Annotated in this window: 23 protein-coding genes; 15 read left to right on the top strand and 8 right to left on the bottom strand. The window is 49.5% G+C overall.

From position 1 onward, the window contains the following. The first annotated feature begins 7 nt into the window (after positions 1–7). Positions 8–952 carry an L-histidine N(alpha)-methyltransferase gene (locus BP71_RS03965; RefSeq protein ID WP_496376836.1) on the top strand — a complete coding sequence of 315 codons (945 nt, stop codon included), beginning with the start codon at positions 8–10 and terminating at the stop codon, positions 950–952. Positions 953–1,012: 60 nt separating this feature from the next. On the opposite strand, the gene BP71_RS03960 is transcribed toward BP71_RS03965, so the two are convergent. Further along, a complete protein-coding gene (locus BP71_RS03960) occupies positions 1,013–1,597 on the bottom strand; it encodes a hypothetical protein (protein WP_496376834.1) in 585 nt (194 codons plus the stop codon). 57 nt (positions 1,598–1,654) lie between these two features. Beyond that, positions 1,655–2,404, bottom strand: coding sequence for a GNAT family N-acetyltransferase (locus tag BP71_RS03955; protein ID WP_496376832.1), 750 nt, complete (start codon positions 2,402–2,404; stop codon positions 1,655–1,657). A 170-nt stretch (positions 2,405–2,574) separates the two neighbouring features. On the opposite strand from BP71_RS03955, the gene BP71_RS03950 reads away from it, so the two are divergent. The 8 genes from BP71_RS03950 (at position 2,575) to BP71_RS03915 (ending at position 10,513) form a co-directional block, all read left to right on the top strand. Further along, positions 2,575–4,887 (top strand): glycoside hydrolase family 95 protein, encoded by a 2,313-nt coding sequence (locus BP71_RS03950; protein WP_496376830.1) that lies wholly within the window; start codon positions 2,575–2,577, stop codon positions 4,885–4,887. 106 nt (positions 4,888–4,993) lie between these two features. Further along, on the top strand, positions 4,994–5,512 hold the full coding sequence (locus BP71_RS03945; RefSeq protein ID WP_496376828.1) for a DinB family protein: 519 nt from the start codon (positions 4,994–4,996) through the stop codon (positions 5,510–5,512). 151 nt (positions 5,513–5,663) lie between these two features. Continuing rightward, entirely contained in the window at positions 5,664–6,293 is a 630-nt protein-coding gene (locus tag BP71_RS03940) for a hypothetical protein (RefSeq protein WP_496376826.1), read from the top strand. A 392-nt stretch (positions 6,294–6,685) separates the two neighbouring features. Then, positions 6,686–7,270 carry a PKD domain-containing protein gene (locus BP71_RS03935; protein ID WP_496376824.1) on the top strand — a complete coding sequence of 195 codons (585 nt, stop codon included), beginning with the start codon at positions 6,686–6,688 and terminating at the stop codon, positions 7,268–7,270. A 430-nt stretch (positions 7,271–7,700) separates the two neighbouring features. After that, positions 7,701–9,038 (top strand): MFS transporter, encoded by a 1,338-nt coding sequence (locus tag BP71_RS03930; RefSeq protein ID WP_496376822.1) that lies wholly within the window; start codon positions 7,701–7,703, stop codon positions 9,036–9,038. Between the two features lie 41 nt (positions 9,039–9,079). After that, positions 9,080–9,469: a VOC family protein gene (locus BP71_RS03925; protein ID WP_496376820.1), complete on the top strand. Its 390-nt coding sequence runs from the start codon at positions 9,080–9,082 to the stop codon at positions 9,467–9,469. 37 nt (positions 9,470–9,506) lie between these two features. Further along, a complete protein-coding gene (locus tag BP71_RS03920; RefSeq protein ID WP_496376818.1) occupies positions 9,507–10,001 on the top strand; it encodes a DinB family protein in 495 nt (164 codons plus the stop codon). A gap of 89 nt (positions 10,002–10,090) precedes the next feature. Continuing rightward, positions 10,091–10,513, top strand: coding sequence for a secondary thiamine-phosphate synthase enzyme YjbQ (locus tag BP71_RS03915; RefSeq protein ID WP_496377744.1), 423 nt, complete (start codon positions 10,091–10,093; stop codon positions 10,511–10,513). On the opposite strand, the gene BP71_RS03910 is transcribed toward BP71_RS03915, so the two are convergent. Together BP71_RS03910 and BP71_RS03905 are read right to left on the bottom strand one after the other, a co-directional pair. Beyond that, positions 10,510–12,540: a sensor histidine kinase gene (locus BP71_RS03910; protein ID WP_496376816.1), complete on the bottom strand. Its 2,031-nt coding sequence runs from the start codon at positions 12,538–12,540 to the stop codon at positions 10,510–10,512. The genes BP71_RS03915 and BP71_RS03910 overlap by 4 nt on opposite strands. A gap of 3 nt (positions 12,541–12,543) precedes the next feature. After that, positions 12,544–13,257, bottom strand: coding sequence for a LytR/AlgR family response regulator transcription factor (locus tag BP71_RS03905; protein ID WP_496376814.1), 714 nt, complete (start codon positions 13,255–13,257; stop codon positions 12,544–12,546). A 175-nt stretch (positions 13,258–13,432) separates the two neighbouring features. Here BP71_RS03905 and BP71_RS03900 point away from each other — a divergent pair, with 175 nt between their 5' ends. Then, complete coding sequence (locus BP71_RS03900) at positions 13,433–14,284, top strand: hypothetical protein (RefSeq protein WP_496376812.1); 852 nt, start codon at positions 13,433–13,435, stop codon at positions 14,282–14,284. Between the two features lie 143 nt (positions 14,285–14,427). Here the strand turns inward: BP71_RS03900 and BP71_RS03895 are convergent, their stop codons facing one another. From BP71_RS03895 to BP71_RS03885, 3 genes are read right to left on the bottom strand one after another with little or no spacing between them, the layout of a single operon-like run. Then, entirely contained in the window at positions 14,428–15,591 is a 1,164-nt protein-coding gene (locus tag BP71_RS03895) for an adenylosuccinate synthetase (protein WP_496376810.1), read from the bottom strand. Continuing rightward, positions 15,591–16,520 (bottom strand): hypothetical protein, encoded by a 930-nt coding sequence (locus BP71_RS03890; RefSeq protein ID WP_496376808.1) that lies wholly within the window; start codon positions 16,518–16,520, stop codon positions 15,591–15,593. The genes BP71_RS03895 and BP71_RS03890 overlap by 1 nt, the downstream gene beginning before the upstream one ends. A 4-nt stretch (positions 16,521–16,524) precedes the next feature. Then, on the bottom strand, positions 16,525–17,385 hold the full coding sequence (locus tag BP71_RS03885) for a hypothetical protein (protein WP_496376806.1): 861 nt from the start codon (positions 17,383–17,385) through the stop codon (positions 16,525–16,527). Positions 17,386–17,855: 470 nt separating this feature from the next. Between BP71_RS03885 and BP71_RS03880 the strand changes: the two genes are divergently transcribed. The 5 genes from BP71_RS03880 to BP71_RS03860 all read left to right on the top strand — a co-directional run bounded on the left by BP71_RS03880 (position 17,856) and on the right by BP71_RS03860 (position 22,489). Then, positions 17,856–18,149, top strand: a complete 294-nt coding sequence (locus tag BP71_RS03880) for a hypothetical protein (RefSeq protein WP_496376804.1) — start codon at positions 17,856–17,858, stop codon at positions 18,147–18,149. Positions 18,150–18,212: 63 nt separating this feature from the next. Further along, complete coding sequence (locus BP71_RS03875) at positions 18,213–18,602, top strand: DoxX family protein (RefSeq protein ID WP_496376802.1); 390 nt, start codon at positions 18,213–18,215, stop codon at positions 18,600–18,602. 201 nt (positions 18,603–18,803) lie between these two features. Beyond that, entirely contained in the window at positions 18,804–19,781 is a 978-nt protein-coding gene (locus BP71_RS03870; RefSeq protein ID WP_496376800.1) for a DinB family protein, read from the top strand. Between the two features lie 51 nt (positions 19,782–19,832). Further along, positions 19,833–20,315, top strand: a complete 483-nt coding sequence (locus BP71_RS03865) for a TlpA family protein disulfide reductase (protein ID WP_496376798.1) — start codon at positions 19,833–19,835, stop codon at positions 20,313–20,315. A 104-nt stretch (positions 20,316–20,419) separates the two neighbouring features. Beyond that, entirely contained in the window at positions 20,420–22,489 is a 2,070-nt protein-coding gene (locus BP71_RS03860) for a M48 family metallopeptidase (RefSeq protein WP_496376796.1), read from the top strand. Here BP71_RS03860 and BP71_RS03855 read toward each other — a convergent pair. Beyond that, positions 22,465–23,871, bottom strand: coding sequence for an enolase C-terminal domain-like protein (locus tag BP71_RS03855; protein ID WP_496376794.1), 1,407 nt, complete (start codon positions 23,869–23,871; stop codon positions 22,465–22,467). The two genes, BP71_RS03860 and BP71_RS03855, sit on opposite strands and share 25 nt — an antisense overlap. Between the last annotated feature and the right edge of the window lie 104 nt (positions 23,872–23,975).

Below are 23,975 nucleotides of genomic sequence, written 5' to 3'. Positions count from 1 at the left end.
ATTAGCTATGACAGACATACAAACTTTCGCCAGAGATATCCACAAAGGGTTATCTGCACCTTTGAAGCATATTTCGAGCAAGTACTTTTACGACGATATCGGAAGCGGCATTTTTCAGGACATTATGAAAATGCCCGAATACTATCCTACCCCCTGCGAATTCGAGATCTTATCCTTACAAGGCGAAAACATCCTCAAACGGCTCCTATTTACCGAGCCTTTCCAGATCGTCGAGTTCGGGGCGGGAGACGGGATCAAAACCCGGCAGTTGCTCAAAAAACTGATTGACCATCACATCGATTTCACCTATGTGCCCATCGACATCTCCGCGAAGGCCATCGGGGAACTGGAAACCAATATGCTGAACCGTCTTCCGGGTTTGAAAATCAAGCCGATGGTCGGGAATTATTTTTCTATGATGGAAGAGCTTTCCGCTGCGAAAACCCCGAGCTTGCTTCTTTTCCTCGGCGGCAATATCGGTAACTATGAACCCCATGAAGTACATAGCCTGCTGACCGACTTCAGGAAATGTATGAATCCGGGCGATTACCTGCTGACGGGCTTTGACCTTCAAAAGAACCCAGCGACGATACGTTGCGCCTACGACGATCCCCGGGGTATCACGAAAGCTTTCAATATCAACTTATTACACCGAATCAACCGTGAATTGGGAGGTGGTTTCAAGGCCAACCAATTTGATTTTTATTCCCATTATAATCCCGTCAATGGTGAAGTGAGAAGCTATCTGGTAAGTCTCGTGCCACAAAAAGTGCATGTACGGCAAATCGACAAATGCTATAATTTCGAGCGAAATGAGCTGATATGGACAGAGTTATCCAAAAAGTATACACTAACGGAGATAGAAAACGCCGCGACGGAAAACGGATTTCAGGTGGTCGAACACTTCATCGACTGCAAAGGTTATTTCACGGACAGCCTTTGGACTTTATGAAAACGGAGGTTGCTGTGCTGCAACCTCCGTTTATCCAATAAGCGATGCCTTCATGAGCTCCTAATTGCTGGAAACAAACTTGCTGAAACGGCTCATTTCGCCGTCGCCGGTCTTCTCCTGATAGAGGAATTCCAGCTTGCTTTCATCAAATTTTCTGAAAAAATCATCCCAGCTGATTTTCTGTAACGAGTCTTCACCACTATAACCAGGGAAGTCGATGCGGAGGATCCCCGCACCCTCATTTTTGCGCCCGGTGCCTTTTACCATCGCGGGAAAGCCACCACGTTCTTCCACCCATTTACGGATCGTGTCGTGATCGCGGGTCGAGGTATTAGACTTCGAAGCACTGCTTCGCGGCTCTTTGTTCGTGGTCGGTGCGTTGCGGGTTGCGGAAGACTTGCTACCGGAGTTCTTGGCATCTCCGGCAGACTTTGTAGCAGAACTCTTGCCGGCGCCGGAATTGGAAGCCTTTTTACCGGCTGTCCTGGCATCAGAAGTGATAGCAGTTGCGCTTTTCTTGCTGGCTGATGACGTGGTTTTGCCGTTGCTTTTCGCTGTATTTTTCGATGCGGTGCTTTTTTCAGAATTCGCCATGGATTTCATTTTGGCTGGCGCTTCTTTCGTACTGCTTTTTGTAGTAGCCATGGTTCAGTTTTATTTGATTTGAACTATGGCCATCAAAAAGTATGCCTCCAACCCTGTTTACTGTTCCCGTGGAATTCGCAATGCTCCTTTCAACCTGAAACCGCATACCCGGAGTCCGGCCTTTTCCAACGTGGCCTGTGAAATTCTGTTCCCGATATTGCATCGTGCGGCAGGCACTCTTCCCATTTCGTAGGCGACCCGTTTGAGCTCCTGGACAATCCACGTCGCATAACCGAGCTGTCGAAACGGCTCCCTGGTTTGCATATAAATATCGGCATAAGGGACATTGTAATTGAACATTAAACCACCGCTGGCAACTATTTCCCCATTCATCTCGACCACGAATTCACTTTCATCCCCGTCCATCGGGTCGTGTTCGGAACGCCGGCGAAACACCGCGCCGGGTATCGTGAAACAGGTCTGAAAATGATCCTCGAACAGAATGGCTTCGGCCAGTGAATTTTCACAAAACCGGTACAGCATCGTGGTCAGGAAGATATCATTGCTCTGGCATTCGACCCAGATCGCCTTGCTCAGGTTTTTGAATTCCTCGAAAACGACCACTGCATATTTGCGATAATGCGGCGTGAGGTAAAATTCGAAAATCGTGTCCCGGTCCTGCCGCCGGTCGGTGCCCCACACCGAGCCGTAGCCGATCGAAACACCATCCATTTGAAACAGCCAGGTGTCGGCCCAGCCATAGTCGTGGCACTTGTTGCAGACGAACTGGAAATGGTTTTCATGCAGGAACATCGTGCGGAACGCCCTGATCTCTTCCAGCCCGGTGGGATAAATGCTGAGTTGCATAGTGTGATGCGGATACAGAAATAAGTTAACACATTAGGGTGACAAAAGCTAGCCGTTTTTCTTCAGAACACCTGAAATGCCACGCCCTTTTTGTACGGGAAAGGTTCATGAAATCACGTCAGCATAGCAAACCAGGTCACAATCATTGCTGTATCCAAGTCCGACTATCCATGTATAAGATAAAATTTCTGCTTCAATGTATCGCTTTTGCTGCTTTTTGCTTCTCTCCTTGCATTGCACAACAGGATAACGCATTCAAACTCTGGTATAAACAACCTGCTCAGCAATGGGAGGAAGCACTACCCATCGGCAATGGCGCATTGGCGGCTATGGTTTTTGGAGGAGTGACCAGCGAACAGGTCCAGTTTAACGAAGAGACTCTATGGACAGGCGAACCAAGGAGTTACGCACATCCGGGCGCATCAGGTCATCTGACTGCGATACGAGAACTGCTGAATGACGGGAAACAAAAAGAGGCAGAAATCCTGGCCAACAAAGAGTTCATGAGTCAGCCCCTTCGTCAAATGGCATATCAGGCTTTCGGCGACGTGTATATCGATTTTCCCGGTCATGAAAATTTCACCGGTTACGAGCGCGAACTGGACCTGACGACCGCTACCGCCACGGTCCGATATAACGTCGGTGGCGTTGGCTACACCCGTCAGGCATTCGCGAGTTATCCGGCCAAAGCTGTTTATTATGAGCTCGCCAGTTCGAAAAAAGGCGCACTGAATTTCTCCGTGCGCATGGATGCCATTCACAAGAACAAAAAAGTCACCACAGGCAACAATGAACTGATGCTGGAAGTCAAGGTTGAGAACGGTGTCCTTTCCGGCGTCGCGCGACTGAAAGTATTAACGGATGGGAAAGTCGGTGAAACCAACGGACAACTCAATATTGCCAATGCAACCCACGCGACCCTGGTCCTCTCAGCAGCCACGCCCTATGTGAATTACAAGACTATTACTGCGGACCCGCGCGCCGAAACGGCTGCTATTCTCCGGAAAGCCCCTCCCCACCAAGCCGCCTACAAGGCACATCTAAATAACTATCAAAGCCTTTTCAATCGGTTTTTATTCTCATTACCCACCAACAAAGCATCCGCCCTACCCACCAACGAGCGGTTAAGCCATTTCAAAAAGGATCCCGACGATCCTGCGTTACTTGCGTTATACGTACAATACGCACGCTACCTGCTCATTGCCAGCAGCCGCCCGGGAACGCACGCGGCCAATCTACAAGGCAAATGGAACCACAAACTGAACCCTTCATGGGACAGTAAGTATACCGTTAACATCAACACGGAAATGAATTACTGGCCGGTAGAGCTCACCAATCTCAGCGAGTGTCACGAGCCGCTTTTCGATCTGGTCAAAGATGTATCACAAACCGGCGCAGAGGTGGCGAAGGTACATTATAATGCGAAAGGGTGGGTCCTGCATCACAATACGGATCTCTGGCGTGGCGCCGCGCCGATCAATGCTTCCAACCACGGGATCTGGGTTACAGGCGGTGCATGGCTCAGCCTGCATTTGTGGGAGCATTACCGGTTTACCCAGGACAAGACCTTCCTTCGTAGCACCGCCTATCCATTAATGAAAGGCGCAGCAGAGTTTTTTCTGGATTTTCTGAGCAAAGATCCCCAATCGGGATATCTGATCAGTTCACCTTCCAATTCCCCCGAAAACGGTGGTCTCGTAGCTGGTCCTACCATGGACCATCAGATCATCCGCGCATTGTTCAAAGCTTGTTCTGAAAGCGCGGCCATCCTGCAAACCGACGCCGCTTTTGCCGAACAATTGCAAAATACGGCCAAACAGATTGCCCCTAACCATATCGGACGACATGGCCAGCTGCAGGAATGGATGACCGATATCGACGACACAACCAGCCATCACCGGCATGTATCGCATTTGTGGGGCGTGTACCCGGGCGAAGAAATTACCCCTGCCCATACCCCCGATCTGGCCAGAGCAGCCACAAAATCCCTGAACTACCGGGGCGATGACGGCACCGGATGGAGCCTGGCCTGGAAAATCAACTATTGGGCGCGGTTCCTCGACGGTGAGCACGCTTATACAATGATCCGTAAACTCTTCAACCCGGTATTTGATGCGGGACAGAAAATGAGTGGCGGAGGCTCCTACCCCAACCTCTTCGATGCACACCCGCCTTTTCAGATCGACGGGAACTTCGGCGGTGCGGCGGGAATCCTTGAAACATTGGTACAGAGCCACTTAAATGAAATCAACCTCTTACCCGCATTGCCTGCCGCGTTGGCCGAAGGTAAAGTGCGTGGAATATGTGCGAGAGGCGGTTTTGAATTGGACCTGTATTGGAAAAACGGAAAACTCCAGACCGTAACGGTCTTGTCCAAATCCGGGAACAAATGCAGCATCCGCTACGGCGACAGATTGATCACCATCCCTACTGTGACGGGCAAGAGCTATCGTTTTGACGGGAATCTGAATCCGTTGAAATAAATTTTCAGTTTTTTACCGGGTGTCAAAGTGCTGCTGACATACTGCTGTCACAGGGTGGTGTTTAGTTTGTAACGCAATCAAACAATAAACATTAAAAACCTTTGACATGGAAACTAACAGCATCGAAAAAGAAATTACAACAAACGCGAACGTCATCAGCTCCGAAGCACTACTGGCACATTGGCAAGGGCATCGCGGTCTTAGCAGGAAGGTTATTGAGACATTTCCTGAGGATCAGTTTTATAATTTTTCGATTGGCGGCATGCGCACTTATGCCCAGTTAACGATGGAAATGATCGGCTTGGCTGCACCCGGAATTCGAGGCATCGCATATGGCGACTGGACGTTCTCCGAGCCCGCACTCGATTCGTCTACGCCTCCGCCTGCTACCAAGGAAGAAGTTCTGAAGCTGTGGGATCTCGTTACGGAATACATTGATCACCTGTGGCCACAAATTCCCGCTGCACGCTTCCAGGAGGTCGAAGCGGCGTTTGGCCAATATGAAAACACGATCTACGGCACGATACTCTATCTGATCGACAACGAAATCCATCACCGGGCGCAGGGCTTCGTATACCTGAGGGCACTGGGTATCCAACCGCCTTTCTTTTGGGATCGGTACTAAGCATCTGCCACGCCATGAAATGAGTCCTTGCCGGAAATGCTATACATTGATATTGTGAGCATTTCCCGGCAGGGATTATTTGCTTCGCTTTTTTGGAACAGTTTTAGTATATACCTTCGTGTAGTACCAAAACTCTTAAGTGATGCCGCGTATGAAATTGACGATTTTGAATGCGATCGGTGCCTTCGGTTTACTGATACCTCTGGCCGAGGCCAATGCGCAAATCAGGCAGCCTGCTCCCACCGGACAGATTCCCAAGGCCTATTCAGGTGCACAAAGTAATCCCGCGGCCGGCCTGCAACCCAAGCCTACCGGACAAATAGCTCCCGAGGTACCGGGCCAATTGGGGGTGATTCATCAGCCAACCCAAACTACCACTCTACCTGCCCAAAAAGTTTCAGAAGTCCAGGATCTGGGGTTTGAGATCAATTCGAAGCCTGCCTCCCAACAGGGGATGGTACCAAAAGTAAATACCTCGCAAGACCCGTTGTCGATGCCGGAAAGGTATCAGCCCACTATGCCCCGGCAAACGAATGCCATTAATGCTGAGCAAGCGCAACAAGCGATCGAGCAATTGCAGCAGACGCAGCCCGTACGGGACAATGGTACAACGAATGGCGTGACGAGTACCCAGACAACCACCCAAACCACGACTAGTGCAACCTCCACCGCTCCGCAAAATGGTGGCAGAACACTGAAAAGTGCTGCCGCGCCAGCTACGTCGGTTCCAAAAGCCAATCAGAGTCCCTCTTCAACTGTTCCCACAAGTACACAACCCTGAAAATGAAATACCTGCCCTGGTCACACAGGGCATTTTTTTTCTCCCTCCCCTCGTGATCCGGGGAGATTCGCCCCCGGTTTGGCACAGTCACACCCTTAAATTGTTCGTAGTATGTTCAGTTATAACCACGAATAGAAAAAGGCCATTTTTAGGGCATTTGAGAGGTTTCGTTTGAAATGTCTTCCAAGTTCCAGCGGACACAAAGGTATTTCGCACTTTTAGAGTCCAAGGCTGTCGCATCCCGAAAGGGATACAACACTAATACCGATAAATAAGAATGGAGCTTCTGCCCTTTTTTTGTGTCCAAAAGTAACCGTATATTCAAATGCCCAGAGTAGGCCAATAAGAATCTTTACGCCGGTGTTAGTCATCAGCTTTAAAATCTAAATCCGATGAAATCCATTCAAAGTTTACTCTTTTGCTTTTCGGTTGTTGCGTTTTTCCAGTCTTGTGCGCTAACTGACCATACTCCTCAGCCGACCGTTGATTTTACGGTCTCGCAAGAAAGTGAAGGGAAAGTCGTTTTTAATCTTATTACGTCCAATACCAATTCCTATTTGTGGAATTTTGGAGACGGAGAAAGTTCCACTGAAAAATCGCCTGCTCATATATACAAACGTAACGGAAAGTATATGGTGACTGTTACCGGGACAGGAAATGAAGGTGAAGCTACTGCGAAAAAAGAGATTTCCATTACTAATATTACAGGCTCAGCTGTGTTTTACACCATCGATGCCAATGGTAACCCCTCTGATGTTTTTGTTGATGGTGTTAAAATTGGGACAACGAAGTGGGCGTATCGCGTAATTCCCCCTCGATGTGGTGTGGACGAGGCTCCTACTGCGTACAAATTGACAGAAGGAACACATAGCTATGAAATTATAAACATTAGAACCGAAGCTCGGCCAGTTATACGAGGTACATTTACAGTAATCGGCGGTGAATGCACAAGGCAACATTATTATTTTTACTGGTAACGGCCTCTATGTATCTTTTTGTGCCAATAAGCGTCATACAATTATTAGGACGCCTATTTTTACCCCCCCTCTATTCGACAAACTCACCTAATAATAAGAAAGGCAATCCCCCTTTTTTGTTCCAACACGCCCTAATACTCCACTCCTTCTACTGGCACCGAAACATGGGGGATCGCATTAGCCCGGCACCCATCGGGTTTCTTTGTTGTAGATTTTATAACACTGTTCTTTCATTGTGAATCTCTTTGTCAAGATCGCCAGCGACTCATCAAAAACAGCCCTAAACGCTCGCTAAGCCCTATTTTCTAATTTTTGGCTCATTTCACCCTTAAATTGTCCTGTACTCCCATGCGCTGGTAGTAGGGCTGGCAGTATCTTTGTATCAACACTTCACAAACCGGTGACAAGCCGGAAGCTAACTCAATTCGTTATGAAAAGCTTTTATGCCGTGCTTGCCAATTCTCTGGCAGCGGCACTCACCAATACGTTTGTCTGGTTCGCCGTCACCTTCTGGGTTTACCTGGAAACGAAGTCTGTCCTGGCTACATCCATCATGGCCGGGGTGTACCTGGCAACCGTGGCGGTGTCGGGCTTTTTCCTCGGCTCTATCGTAGACCGTTACCGGAAAAAAACATCCATGATGCTGTCGGCAATCATCACGTTTGTGCTTTATGTGCTCGCGTTGATCACCTATATCAGCACTCCTACCGAGGTCTTCAGGGATGATTCGAATATTAATCTTTGGATTTTCATCACTTTGTGCCTTTTCGGAGCCATCACCGGGAATATCCGCACAATAGCACTTTCAACAGTCGTTACGATCCTGATCGAGGAAGAAAACCGGGACAAGGCGAACGGGATGGTCGGAACGGCAAACGGCGTGTCTTTTCTGGTAGCTTCGATCTTTTCGGGCCTCGTAATCGGGTATATGGGCGTATTATGGATGCTCATACTCGCGGTGGCACTTAGCGTGCTGGTAATCCTGCACCTAATGACCATCTCCATTCCCGAAAAGGAAATCGTGCACACCGAGCCGCACACGCAACACATCGATATCCGCGGTACCATCGCCGCCGTCGGGCTGGTCCCGGGGCTTTTCGGACTGATATTTTTCAACACATTTAATAATTTCCTAGGCGGCGTATTCATGTCACTGATGGATGCCTATGGACTTTCTCTGGTTTCCGTTCAGGCCTGGGGGATCCTGTGGGGCGTACTGAGCCTCGGTTTCATCGTAGGCGGACTGGTAGTGGCGAAACGGGGCCTTGGGAAAATGCCTCTGAAAACCCTGTTTGTTTCCAATATCATCATGTGGGTGATCTGTATGATCTTCCCCATTCAGGCATCCATCGTGTTGCTCGGAGTGGGCATGTTTGTCTACCTCTGCCTGATTCCGGTCGTAGAGGCCACGGAGCAAACCATTTTGCAGAAAGTAATTCCCCCGGAACGCCAGGGACGGGTCTTCGGGTTTGCACAAAGCGTCGAACAGGCTGCTTCGCCCGTTACCGCATTCCTCATCGGTCCTATTGCCAAGTTCATTTTTATCCCCTTCATGACCAGCGGTGCCGGAGCACGGCTGATCGGTCCGTGGTTTGGCACAGGGACGGCACGCGGGCTGGCACTCTTATTTATAGTGACGGGGATTATCGGGCTGATCGTCACACTGTTTGCCATGCAGTCGGGTTCGTATAGAAAGCTATCGCTTGTGTATAAAAAACCCGCCCCGGAATACGACGCAGGAGCCGCAATTATTCCTGAAGAGGTCTGAAAGACATAATTATTGCATTCAACAACTAACCATCAATCACCATGTTTGGACAAACCAAAGCATTCAGCGGGTTCTCTGTCGACGACCTGCAAAAAGCAAAACAGTTTTACGGGAACGTCCTCGGGCTGAAAGCAGTGCAAGAACCGGAAATGCCCGTGCTGCATTTACACATCCACGGGGGGTATGAAGTGATCCTTTATGAAAAAACCAATCACCAGCCCGCCACATTCACGGTGCTCAATTTTCCCGTCCCGAATATTGAAGAAGCTGTAAAAATGCTCAAATCCAAAGGTATTGTCTTTGAAAGCTACGACCTGCCCGGCCTGAAAACGGATGAAGACGCGATCATGAGAGGTAGCGGGCCCAAGATCGCGTGGTTTAACGATCCGGCAGGAAATATTCTTTCCGTCATAGAAAGCAACAAGTCATAAACAACTTTTCTTAAACCTCAACTTTCAACTTTATTTTATGGAAACTGTCAAAAACAGCAGAATGCTGGGTATAATCGCCCTGTACGACTTGCAAACACCCTTTTTCGACTTTGTTCTGGAAAACATCCCGGACAGCGATACACATAACCGGCTGAATACCAAAGCCAACCATATTGCCTGGCTGGCAGGTGCATTGGTGGAACAGCGTTTCGACATGGCCAGGCAGCTGGGTGTGGACGTCCATCAGCAAGCCAACGAGCTTTTCAAAGATAATAAGGGGATACAGGATGGGGTTACCTACCCTGCACTCGACGCTTTCAGGGCCGACTGGGAAAAAATCACACCCATTCTCAAAAAAGAACTGGAAGATCTTGACGACGAAGCGCTCGAAAAACGCATCGAAATGGGTCCGGAGTTCTCGATGTCGCTTTACGAATTGATCACGTTCGTGAGCTACCGGGAAGCGAACATCATCGGACAAATCGCGTTGTGGAGACGGTTGCTGGGCTATCCGGCCATGCGCTACATGTAGTCCCATCACAAGCCGCGATGCCGTACTGAATACCTCAAAATAGCGCAAATTGTACTTTCTTGCGTGTTGAAAACGATTTTGATCAGTACATGAACATATTCCAGCAAGGTATTCAGCTTAAAGAAAAGCGTCGCGGCTTCCACCTGATCACCGGTGAAGTTTTGCATGCTATGCCGCAGATCAGCAGCATCAAAACCGGCATGTGTCAGGTCTTTATTCAACATACTTCCGCATCGCTTACCATCAACGAAAACGCGGATCCCACTGTACGCACGGATTTTGAAATGTATTTTAATAAAAATGTCCCGGAAAACGATCCCGACTATCAACACGATTACGAGGGCTCCGATGACATGCCGGCACATTTGAAAGCTTCGATCCTGGGTAGTTCGGTGATGATCCCGATCCGAAACGGCAGACTGGCATTAGGAACCTGGCAGGGTATTTACCTTTGCGAGCATCGCGACCACGGAGGTTCGCGCAGTTTGGTAGTAACCGCCTGGGGCATTTAGGAACCGCCCAGCAAAAGCTGGAAGATCATTCCGTTGCCGGTATTGGGTTGGGCGGAAATGCGGCAGGAAATCGCTTTGGCAAGGTCACGGATGAGGTGAAGGCCCAGTCCGGTTTTAATGCCAATAGCGGCGTGATCATCATACAACGCGTGTAACTGTTCGGCCGAAGCACCCGGACCATTATCGGTGACCGACAGCACGACAATATCACCGTCGCTGCGAGCCTCCCACCTGATAAATGCCCCATCTGTATTTTTTAAGGCTTTAACGGCATTATTTGTGAGGTTTTGCATAATAGTCCTGAGATAATCCTCATCGGTAACCACCATCAGATTTTCCGGGTCTTCGAAACTGAATGCAATCCCTGTCGTTCCGGAAAAAAATTTCCCGATGTAGGCAAACAGCTCTGCTACCGGAATGCGCCGGGTCTGCGGTTTGAACTGCTGCATCTGGCTTTTGCTCCACAGTAACATGGACTCCATAGTTTCCAGCAATGCCTCGGCCGAGTCGGTCATACGTTTCCGGTGAGTTTCTGCCGACTCTGGCGTAAACAGCTCGGGAGCTTCTTTTTGCAAATGCAAAAAATTGACCAGGTTGGAGACAGGGCTCCGCAAGTCATGGCTGAGAATCGCAAAAAAACGTGCTTTCACCTGATTGGCCTCATCCAGCTCATTGTTGAGATGCAGCAGCTGCACGTTGGTCCGTTTTCGGATCCGGTTCTGCCACCAGAGCAGCGCTCCTATCACGGCAAGCACCAACAAACCACCGATAAAAATCCAGCGTTGCTTTTTTTGCGCCTGCAATTCAAGCCCGTTGATCTGTATCTGCTTGTCACGTAATGCAATTTCACGCTCTCCTTCCAGTCCGGCTATCTTGTTTTTCTCTTCCTGCGAAAATAACGAGTCCTGTACAGATTGATAGGTCCTGAAATTGTAATAGGCGTCGCGGAACTCCCCGCGCTGCTCCTGCACCTCCGCAAGCACGCCGGTGAAGTAGGCCTTTTGGCTGATATCACCATTCTCCCGGCTTACCTGAATCGCTCTTTCGAGGTATTTTTCAGCTTCGGTCAAAAGCTGTTCTTTGCTGGAAGTGCCCTTCGGCAGTACGCCCTTCGTATACATTTCGAGATAGGCGACACCCATGTTGCCCAGATTATTACCCGCTTCCAGGTGCAACGGATTCACCTCGTTCCAGAGCTTCTCGGCCCGTAGCCCGTATGTAAGCCGACTGGCGAACCGATTCCCCTCAAGAATGGATAAATTACTCAATGCATCTGCCATTCCCTCCTTATTTCCGGCTTGCCCATGAAGATCGAGCGCTTTCCGGAAGTGTGTCCGGGAGGCGGTCGTATCTTTCATTTCATAATAAATGCTCCCCAACGAATTATGTGAATTTCCCAACTCCCTTGCCACATTGTAAATGTCCGATTTAGGAAGTTGCTCTCGCAGTTTCAGCGCTTTCTGACTATACAAGAGTGCCTTTTTGTAGTTCTTTTGTACCAGATAAACAGAGCCGACGTTGTCGTTGGCATTGGCAATCAAATAGTTATCACCTTGTTTTTCGGCCTCACGTAACCCCAGCAGATAATAGCGCGCAGCTTCCGTATAGTTGGAGGCGATATTAGAATACATCGCACCAATATTATTAAAAGTAGTAGACATATTAAAAGTATCTCCCATTTTCTGAAAAACTTCCAGCGCCCTGCGGTTATAGTGCATGCAGGAGTCCACGTTACCCATATCACTAAACGCCCTGGCCATGGTCAGATTAAAGACTCCAAGACCTCGCTGCCATTTCATTGCCGTGACGTGCGCCAGCCCGAGCCGTGCATAATGTAACGCCTGACGGGTGTCCGAGAAAAAGTATTCTTCCGCAATGCGCTTGTAAAGCCGTCCTTTAACTGTGTCATTCTTTGCACGCGGAACTTCGGATACCAGGGAATCGATCAATGCCTGCCCCTCCTTCTGTCCGAAACTGGCATGGGCGGCCAGCATATACATCAACAAAAAAGCAATCGCGCGGATCATATTCTATTTCAGATTGACCAGTACATCCTTAAAACTCCTGCCAACCGGCAAAACATGCTCCCGTACAAAAACCTGCTGGGGCGTGATTTTATCGATATAATGCCGCTGTACCGCATAGCTCCTGTGGATCCGTAAAAACGACCGGAACGCATTCTCCAATAAGAGATTCCCGATCGACGACAGGACGCTGTACTTTCTGGTGGTAGTTATAATCCGCGTGTAGTCCTTCAACGCTTCGAGATATACAATATCATGCAGATTCAGTTTGATCTGCTGGTGGCCGTCCTTGATGAAAACCGTATTGTCGCTGCCCAGGCTGTATTCAAACAGTTCGGCTTTACGTTTCATTTCGAAATAACTTTGTAACCGTTGCATGCAATGCGCAAAGCGTTCGGCTTTGACTGGTTTGACCAGGAAGTCAAATGCTTCGAGTTCAAAACTCTCGGCTGCATAATCAGGATAGGCCGTGATGAAGATGCATACAGGTACCTGCATCATCCCGGCCCTGAATTCCAGACCATTCACATCCGGCATATCGATATCGCTCAGGATCACGTCCACATCCGAATGCTGCAAAATGGCAGCCATTTCAGCCACGGAGCTGTATGCTCCGATGATTTCCAGGAAAGGATACTTGCGTGCATGCATGAGCGTCGTGAGGCGATCGATTTCATCATCATCGACGATCACACAACGAAAAACCGGTGTGTCGGTCATAACAGGAACGGATGGGCTTGTGGTTACCAAATTTAAGATAGTTTGCCTGAAAAGTCTGCCTGTCCTGAACCGTTTTAGTTACTGGTCTATTTAAAATGTCGTTCATCGAACGCCCGTTGCGACCGCATCCCACCGATGCTATTTTTGGAACAGCATCGATTTCCAAACTTACGCTATGAAAAAGCTCATCCTCTCCTTGCTCCTCGGATGCATATTCAGTTGCTCGGATTCCGGCGAAGGCACACCGAAGCCGGGCGATACTGACACCAATCCCGACACCAGCATCGTAACACAACCCGGCAAGGGAGAACCGGGTGTGGTCGGAACCGCAGGCATCAAGGCCTGGGACCAGCTCGCTGCGGGCGAAAAGGATAAAATCAAAGGTTGGAACACCATATTCATGCACCAGTCGGTAGGTACAGACCTGGAAGACGGTGCCCTGGCCAACGGTTTCCGCTTCGAGTACTTTGATATGAATGAAAAACCTGATAAAGGGCTGAGTGGCAATGTGTTCAGCACGTCCAATGGCATGCCGCTGGAAAAGATCGCTGAATTCAGAAGGAATGCGCTGGTCCACAAAGGCATACTTAAAATCGCTATCTTCAAGTTCGGGTATGCGGATATCCGCGATGAAGATATGGAGGCGGTTAAGGTCGCTTACAAGCAGATGATCGATGACCTCCGTACGCAGATAACAGGCCTTCGGTTTGTGCACATTACTCCACCCCTCGTTTACATTGCCACCAGGGACGAAGGAAATGAGGCCAAAATGAAGATGGGACAATGGATGAAGGACAATTTCGCAGCCAAAGATGTTATTTTCGACCTCCAGGCGATCGAATCCGGCGACGGTACATGTAAGCTGGGCAACGTGTGGCGCATTTGCGACGAATACCGCTCGACCGCATCCTGCCCCAGCAAAAGTCAGGGTATTGACGCCCCGGAAGGTCAGGGACACTTGTGTGAGGCAGCGGCTGTGAAAGTCAGTAAGGCTTTTTTAATGAGTATTTACCAGACGGGAAAATGAAAACAGCCGCAGACCAGGGATTACAACGGCTCTTCCCGGGCCGGGACCTACGACATCGGGGTCGATCAGACGGCAAACGGACCCGCATTGGCCGCATTAGCTAACGACAGTTCCGGAACCGGCGGAAGGACTGATTTGAAACTTTACCGCCATTTGACCATCGTTTCGGAACAGGCGCTGCTATTAATAAAAACTGAATCGCAACGGGCGACAGCCCGCAAAAATGATTCCTGATTTGAGACCTGCACAACCCGACCATCGTGCGTGTATTGCCAGGATGTGAGTTGGTCCAGGCAAGAGATCACCAGGTGCTTTTCCGCACCCGCGGAATAGTTGGAATCGCATTGCAAAGCGTATCGCAGCATATCGAGATCCAACACGCCCGTCCGGAATGCTCCCTGGAAGCCGCCCGCGGTATTCGTTTCATCCTGATTATTAACCAGACTAACCGGATACCGCTCTGATGACATCCAGCCATTGCCATGTCGCGTCTGGTAGGCTCTGGTTGCGTAGTAAACCGCGGTGCTGGTCATCTGGCCGTTCCTGTGTAAGATCTCAAATGCATTGCGGCTGGTGGTAAAGGACCTCGTCATATTGGGATAAATGCCAAATTCCATATCCAGCAGCACGCCCTGCCCTCCTTCGAAAATAAAATGATCGAACCGCTGGGCAAAAAGCTCTTTTTCAGTCATAACCCGAATGAACCCACCGATCGCACAGAGTGCTTCGTGAAAACTGTCGATACGCATAATTTCCAGTTCCAGACCGGCCAATCTGCTTTCGATGCCAATGGCTTTTACCCTGGCCCGGTAGTGATTCCTGACTACTTCAAGTTTGCGTTCGAGTATCGAAGGGAAGAATAAGTCCTGGGCAAAAAGTTTACAGGGCCCCTGGTTTCTTTCCACACATGCGCCGAAACCGACGCCCACGGTTCCGTGACTTACATTCCGGCTGTCATTGATGTTGAAAAACTTGTCGAACGGTGTTACTACCATCGCCATCGGGTCGACAAACAGCGTGGGTGACAGGCCCATCGTACGCAACGCCCCCAACTCGTTCATGATACCGATAGGGTCGATAGTACAGAAATTTGAAAAGAAAACCGGAGTCTGACGGAACGTGCCTGCTCCAAAGTTAGAAAACACATGCGAGCGGCCATCCGGCATTCGTACCGTATGACCGCATTGATGACCGCCATTGTGACGGATCACCACCGCATTATCCACAGAGCTTACGAGATAGTCCGTGAGAACTCCCTTTCCCTCATCACCATAACCTAAACCTACTACAATGTGATTCCGGACCATTACAAAGCGATGATTCCCGTAGTGCCATGGTCCCGGCGAATAAGCGAATCTTTGACAGCGACCAGCGCGTTGGAAACGGATTGACGGGTTTTCGTGTCAAATGCGCTCATGGCCTCATCCAAATGCACCCCTTTCACCAGAGCGACCGTCGTCGCGATGAGTTCGGCGATGTTGTTCTGATTTTCCAGCACCAGAAAACGTTCGCCCAGCAATGCTTTCCATTGTGAAAAAATGCCATAGTCATTTGTATAACTCCCCTCGTTGGCGTGGATATGAAACACAAAATACGACCTGCATGCCTCGTTCAGCAATGAAGCGGCAACCAGTTCTTCCCTGCCCTTATAGCCGCATTTGCTTCGGAGCAGGTCGGTTGCCATCCGTTGGTGAAAGCCCTCATCCCCGATGGTAAACAAAAAGCCTTTTTCCTGCCTTTTTTCAAAAGAATCGATAGACGTATGCCGTGCAGCAAAATACCAGGCCAGCGGATAGCTTTCCATGTTTTGACCTCCGCCTCCCCGTTCAATGAAAATCTTGGAAAGACAATCGTCCAGTTCGGCGGTACCAGATTCAAATTGCCCTACTTGTAAAGGATAATCATCGGAAATATGATCGCCAATCGCCATGAACATGATCTGCGGATCCAGTATCCCATTGTCGATAATGGTGTTCATGAGCGCTCCGAGTTTATTCTTGATCAGGTTTTCCGGAATCGAACCCATGGATCCGGTAACATCCAGCGCTACGATAATGGGAACTGAGTTGGGGTGCAACGCCGAATCCCGGGACTCACGGACGTCCACGTCGGCCGGTGAAAGATCCGGGTGCATGACGCCCGCTTTGTTCTGTGTAAAATTGTCGTCCATCGAGCGCGTAGCCCGCACTCTGCTGACGCTGTCGTAAGCATCCCGGCTCCATGTTGAATAGCCCATTGTTTCAGATATTTAAGTGTATGAATTGTTTTTCAAAATGATTGTCGAGCAGGGTTCTGTATTTTTCGTAACACTCGAATGCATCCTGATCGCTTCCAAGCAGAAAATCGACAAACTCCCGATGATGCGTCCTGATCAGCGCGGTTCCCAGCCCGGAACGGTCGCCGAGAAGATACGCGCCGATCCGCTTCACCATTTCCAGATCGATGTTTCCTGATGCAAGCTTTTGCGTGAAAACGTGCCCGGGATACCAATGCCGGTAGCCAGCGGAAATTGTGTTTATACGCTGGCCAGTCTGTGCGGCGTGATAAAACCCGGCGACGGCAATGCCATGCGTTTCGGGTATAATTAAAATATGTGAAGGTACAAGTCCCAGATGGGCATATCCCGCGTTGTGGTGGAGCAGCATGCAGAATTCCAGCAGCCGGCTTACAACCCAGTTTACGTGCTCCTGAGGCAATGTCAGTCCGATCAGCGGCAAAGCACGTTGCTCCAATAAGATCTTCTGATCCGAAAGCCACTGATAAGGCATGTACTTTTTGAGATGGACTGGCGCTATATTGCCAATCAACTGCTGGCGACTACGTCCGTGCCTCAAAACAACAGCGTCACCTTCGTAGGTTATCTCATAATCATTCGTAACGAAAATACCGGAATCATCTGAAAATCTGGAACCTCGGGTGTAATGGTCATGCAATGCGATCAGCTTATGCGTCGCCTCCTGTGCCTGCGGATGCGCGGACTTGTCAGGATGAATCACTTTCAGAATTTCCTTGTAGTTCGGTTCAGGTTCTGTGGCAGCAGCCACGGCCTTGAAATGCGTGGCTTTTAAAACCCTTTCGATCACTTCCGCGTCGGTCGTCATATTTGCGATCAATGTGTGTCAACAGGTCTTCGTTGCCACAAGATAGCGTCTTCAAATGCGTCCGGCGCGTTCATTTGAACCAATGGAACACCACAATTAACTATCGGCTCCAACCGAACCCAGGTATAGCGCAACAAACCTAAACATGGTCACCAGTGGGCGTAGCCTCCGGCCAGTCCTGGCGACAAGCGGCATCTGAGCGCTCAAATATATGCCATCTCAATCGGGCCCGACAACCGGATGATTGTCGGGAGTCCGGAACTAATGAAAGCTGTTCCGGACACTACACCCGACGTTTCGACCCTATCCCAACCCGCAGATCACACGTAATGGCCGACTCCGCGCTGCTTTTTGGCACAATCCCCCCCTGATAATGTCGCAAATCACATCTGTTTTTGTGCCCGAATCAAGCTTAGTTTGTATTGTCGGAATACACCCGGAAACGGTATCTCAAAACACACCTTTGAAGAATGAAAAGGGAAATGATAGAAGTATTTAAAACCGATGTTCAGAAAAAGAGCCAGGGTGATCTGTTGGCTAACCTCATCTGCCTCGCATTTTCAGGATACCAGGCGAGTTTCGATCTGGAAGACTGTGACAAAGTACTTCGCGTCAGCTCCCATGGACAGCCGGTGTGCTGTGCCAGCATTATCGGTCTGTTGGAAAACTTCGGCTACGCTGCTCAGATATTGGGAGAACACCTGGCCGAGGAACTTACAACAACGAAAGTAACGGGGCAATTTGCGTATAGTATCCATCGTTAGAGCGCATTTCATAGTCAATAGCGCGCTAACTTGAAAATTTAACTTACATAAATCGACTGAATCATGAAAAAGACCAAGATCATTTACTGGGTTGTTACGGGCATCCTGGCCGCCACGCTGGGCATCGGTTCCGTTTACGATGCAATTTCAGCTCAAGAAGCCGTTGATCACGTCACGCGTATTGGCTACCCGGCTTACATCGTGCCGTTTCTGGGCGTAGCCAAGCTCCTCGGTATTGTCGCGATTCTCGTACCCGGCTTCCCCCGACTGAAAGAATGGGCGTATGCGGGGCTTTTTTACGACCTGTTCGGAGCCTTTTATTCCCACATCGCATTTGGCGACGGGCCTGATATGTGGGCGGGCTTTTTCATTGGATTCGCCCTGATCGCCGTTTCCTATATTTACCATCACAAATTGCGGAAACTGCAAAACGAAGTTGCATTTACAATCTGAACCAACGACCGGGTACTATGTGATTTGTCACAATCAACCCGCTTACTTGACACGTTTGCACCCCGTCCGATTGAGAGATTACAGATAAATTTGCATTACACTTAATACGAATCATCCTGAGCGCGAATACATGTAAATGGTCGGCCTCAAAGGATATCCGGAAAGCAACTATCTCATCAACAACTAAAATCAAACGCAGCCATGGCCAAAATGAGACTTAACAAATCGGTCCTGATAAACGCCCCAAAAGCGCAAATATGGCCTGTTCTCACCGAAGATCACCTTACCCGGCAGTGGTACGCCGCATTCAGCCCGGGAACGCATGCGATCACCGACTGGCAGCCGGGCAGCAAGGCCCTGTTCAAAGACGATACGCAGAGCGGGATGGCCGGGGTTATACTCGTCCATGATCCGCTATCCGAAATATCGCTGGAATACCGGGGTATCATTACTGACGGCAAGGAAGACTACGAAAGTGACGAGGCGGTACAGTTCAATGGTTATTTTGAATCGTACAAGCTTTATGAGGACGCAGGTAAAATCCGCCTGGAAATAATCTGTGACATCAGCAGCGAATATCTCGAAATCATTTCCGAAGCGTGGGACCATGCGCTGGAAATGATCAGGGTACTGGCAGAAACACAAACCACCAAAATTATGGATACCCGACAGCTTCTTTTGGAACTGGATCAGAGCGAGCATGATTTCTACGCGATCCTGGCGTCGTTTGAACCGGAGCAAATCAATGTAGTACCATTCACAGGCAGTTGGACCGCCGGGCAGGTCGCAGAGCACATTCTGTTATCGGAGTCGGGCATTCCCGAAACATTGCTGGGCTCCACCGCCCCTACCGAACGCCCCGTCGCGCAGTTTGTACCCGTGATCGAATCGATATTTCTGGACTTTACGGCTCACTACCAGTCACCCGACTTCATTATTCCGTCGCCGGGGCCGCACGACCATGAGGAATTGCTCAAGGCGTTCAAAACAAACCGGGCCGGGATCAGGAATCTGGCCGCTACCATAGACCTATCTTTGACCTGCACCGATTTCGCATTTCCGCAAATCGCCGAACTGACGCGCTGGGAATGGCTGCAATTTGTGCTGTGCCATTCCCAAAGGCATACCCGGCAGCTACGAAATATTTTCGAAAAAGTTGCGGAACAGGTGGAGGGCTGATAGCTCAAAGATTGATAACTTGCGGACTCGTACCATATTCTTTCAATTCCTATGTTCCGAAAGTTATTGCTTCTGTTTTTGTTGCTCGCGGCATCGAAGGGTTTTGCCCAGTCCGCCGGAGGCACCAACAAAATAGCTCCGTTCCAAATCAGGCTGGTCAATGGCCAGCAATACACATCAGCACAGCTGGCGGCGGGGCCTGTTGTGCTGATTTACTTTTCGCCCGACTGCGACCATTGCCAGGACTTCACCAAGGACCTCCTCAAAAATTACAGCGTGGTCGCCAACAAACAAGTGGTAATGATCACATTTCAGGCGATGGAAATGCTGAAACCATTCGTAAGCCAGTATAGCCTCAGCACCTATCCGAACTTTAAAGTGGGCACGGAGGGTACCTCCTACCTCGTCCAACGTTATTACAAGATCCGGTCATTCCCTTACATTGCGATTTATGACAAAAAAGGCAATCTGGTCAGGACCTTTGAGGGCGAGCAGCCGCACGCCGACATATTCAAGGCGATGAAGCAGATCTGACGATACGGCCTGCTGTAAATATATTTACATCGGTTACAATGCAAAATGGACTTTAATGCTATTTTGCATTGTTTTTTTGTTTCGTCACAATCCTACTCTATCAGATGCCGGTCGATCAGATCAAGACTTCGGAAGCATTTCGAAGGACAACGTTCAGGGCATGTCTTGCCATTGTTTTCTTTCTCTTCATCTATCTCTTGTTGATTTCCGCATCCATTGCGCTCATCGCGCTCTGCGGAGTTGCCAGCTACGCCATGCTGACGACGAGGGTCAATGTTCTTACAGCCGGGTTATCGGTAGGCCTCATCTGCATGGGTTTCTTCGTTTTCTATTTTTTGATCAAATTCATTTTCCAAAAACACATCGTAGACCGCTCCGGGTTACAGGAAATAACGGAAAAGGATCACCCCGAACTATTTGCGTTGATCAGGGAAATAGTAGCCGAAGCTCACACCAATTTTCCAAAAAAGATATTTCTGTCGCCGGAAGTCAACGCCTCCGTTTTCTATGACTCGGGCTTCTGGAGTATGTTTCTTCCCATTCCCAAAAACCTCCAGATCGGAATGGGCCTCGTCAATACGTTGACGGTAGCTGAATTCAAAGCCGTACTCGCCCACGAGTTCGGCCATTTCTCCCAGCGCAGCATGAAAGTTGGCAGTTACGTATATAATGTGAATTACGTCATATACAACATGCTTTATGATAACAATTCGTTTGAAGCCACCCTTGAAAAATGGGCGGCAGCGAGCAGCTATCTGAGCATCGCGGCGTCGCTGGCAGCCTGGATCGTCCGCGGTATCCAGTGGGTACTCAAAAAAGCTTATGACGTTGTCAATCTGAGTTATATGAGCCTGTCCAGGGAAATGGAGTTCCACGCGGACGAAGTTGCTGCAAACATTGCGGGCTCCCAGCCGCTGGTCAACGCGCTCCGCCGTTTCGAACTTGCAGATTACGCTTACAATGTCGTGGTAGGTTATTATCATGAACACTCGGCACAGTCGGTCAGGTCCGAAAACCTGTACGAACACCAATCGACGGTTTTGACATTCCTCGGACAGCAAAATAAACTTGCATTCGAAAACGGACTTCCCCAGGCCAATGCCGAACAAAACCGTTACAATAAATCGAAGCTCGTTATCAGCGATCAGTGGGCGTCTCATCCCAGTGACCAGGACCGGATCGAACGCCTGAATGCACTCAACCTGACAAGCCGCAGCAACGATTCACGAAGGGCAACCGAACTTTTCCATGCGCCTGCCAAGGCGCAGCAAGTAGTCTCAGACCATCTTTTCAGCTTGTTTGATTACCCAACGGCACCCATCGTCAAAAGTAATGCGGATTTTGAAAGAGACTTTCGGAAAAGCCACCGTGAAAGATCTTTTGATGATCTTTACAATGGGTATTACGATAATAAAGATCCGCAGTACTCAGTCCTGGCCGACGAGCCGACCAATGCGACGGAGGCCAGCGAACTGTTCGGCCACGAAGCACTCGATCTTGTTTATAGTGCTGCGGCGTTGGAAAACGACATCCAGCTATTGGAGGCGATCTCCAACGGAAGCTACCAGATCAAGACGTTCGACTACGATGGCAACAAGTATTCAGCTCGTGACGCGGCCCTCTTGGTGCCCGATCTGAAAAATGAGCTGGCCGGTGCCCGGGAGGACATAACCGTCCAAGATTTTAAAATAGGTCAATTCTTTCTCGAAGCCGCCCGGCAACAGCAACAGGAAGCTGCACTGCAGGCACTGATCGGAGCATTCACAGAAACCAAAACGCTGAACGAGAGATATGATGCCGTCTGTTCAGTCATGGTCGCGCAAACGCAATTCCTGACCGTAACCACGCCATTCGCTCAGATCGAAGAAAACTTTGCTTCCTTGAAAGAAACCGAGGGCACCTTGAAGCAAAACCTTTCCGAACTGCTCGAAAATGCCCTCTACAAACCGCAAATCTCCTCCGAAATGCAAGAGGGATTCACAAAATACATTTCCGAGGATTGGGTTTATTTCACAAACCCTTCCTACCATAACGAGTCGCTTCAGATCCTGTTTGAAACAATCAACCAATACAGCCGCCTGCTTTCACAAACCATTTTCGTTCATAAAAAGCGGCTGCTCGATTTTCAGGCCGGGCTGATCAGCATCCATCAACCATTGAACAGCGCCTCATAATGTGCCGACGGTGCCAGAATCCCTCCACTCTGTGCATAAAATGATTGATCGGTAAGGTATACCCCCTTTCGCGTCTGGGTCCAGGAACCGCTTGCCATCGGATGAAACGTCATGAGCTTGTCCCAGTTCTTGTAGTACTGGTGGCCATTTGTTTCCTGCAAACCCACCGTCATTCCCGGAAATGGCTGCATTCGGGCTGCTACGTTCTTGTTCCAATCAACCAGAATCGGATTGACCGTCAGATCGGCGCAGAAACAGGGCACCTTTTTCTCATAGGCCAGCTGTACGATTTTCATCGTCATACTCAATGTTTTCGCAATCGCTTTCACGGCAATGGCCGAGTAACCCAGCTCAATCCGGTGCGCTGCATCCTCGGCGGTATGCGCACTCTCGTCCGCCGCCACGCGAACGCCCAGGTCGCCCACATATGCCTCGTTGCTCTCCTCAAATGGCTCCTCGATCACCGCAATCTGATCGAATGCGCCGATCTTTTTGGCATGATCGAGAAAACGCAATAATGTTTCCTTCTTCTCATACCTGCCATTCACATCGAAGTAATAAGGTATTTTGCCGCTTTGGGTATAAGGCGTTTCATAATGGCCGATCGCTTTATGTACGGCAGTCAGGAATGCGATGTCTTTTTCGATCATCTCCTGCTGGGTGCCCGCGGCGCCGGTTTTCAGTTTCATGATAAAATACCCCTCGTCCGCCGCTTGTTTAACGCGTTCAGGCGTGGTGCCGACACTGAACGACGGAATGCTGGCGACCTTTTCATGCCGATAGGAAAGCCCTGGCCGGTAGGCGGCCGGGACCATTTCGTCAAACTGCTTCATCCCGTTCTCCTGTGCGTACAGGAGCCAGGCCGCATTATCCACGCATACGAGGGAGTTCAATGCAAATGTCTTCCGGAGATCGGGGTTTCCCGTTATTTTTTTGCCGTAGGCCAGTACCTCAGGCAGAATATCGTCAAGTAACTGAACCGGATCATTGAAGGAAGTTCCTTTGATCATCTGCAATGCACGCTCGCTCATGGCATACATTAACGCATTGCCTGCACTTTCGGAGTGTGCGGCAAACACTTTGGAATCAGACCATAACACGCCCTGCGTGCCCAGTCCTATCTTTCGGACGCCCGACTCGGATTCCATCATGGCAATCGCCTGCCAGCTATCCGTGATGGCGCTTCCTTTGAACCGGTAAGGATTTAATGGCTCTCTTTCAAAATTGGAACTGACTTGCTTGATCGTGATCTTTTTCACTTTTTTGGATGGCAACGGGTTCAGGTTATCGTGTCCGGACGCAAATATACCGGCTGCGGCCAGCATACCCGAGCGCTGGACGAATTCTCGGCGCGACAATTGATTAAGTTTTCCGGAAGTCATGTTGAATGGGAATGATTTTGATTAGTCAGACTTCATTGCGAAGCATTACCCTGATCCAATATCTGAATTTTATCCAGTTTTCGAAAAACAAAATACCAATCAAC

This window comes from Dyadobacter ginsengisoli DSM 21015, from assembly GCF_059568735.1.
Note: the sequence above shows the minus strand (reverse complement) of the source record. Positions and strands in the feature narration are given on the sequence as shown.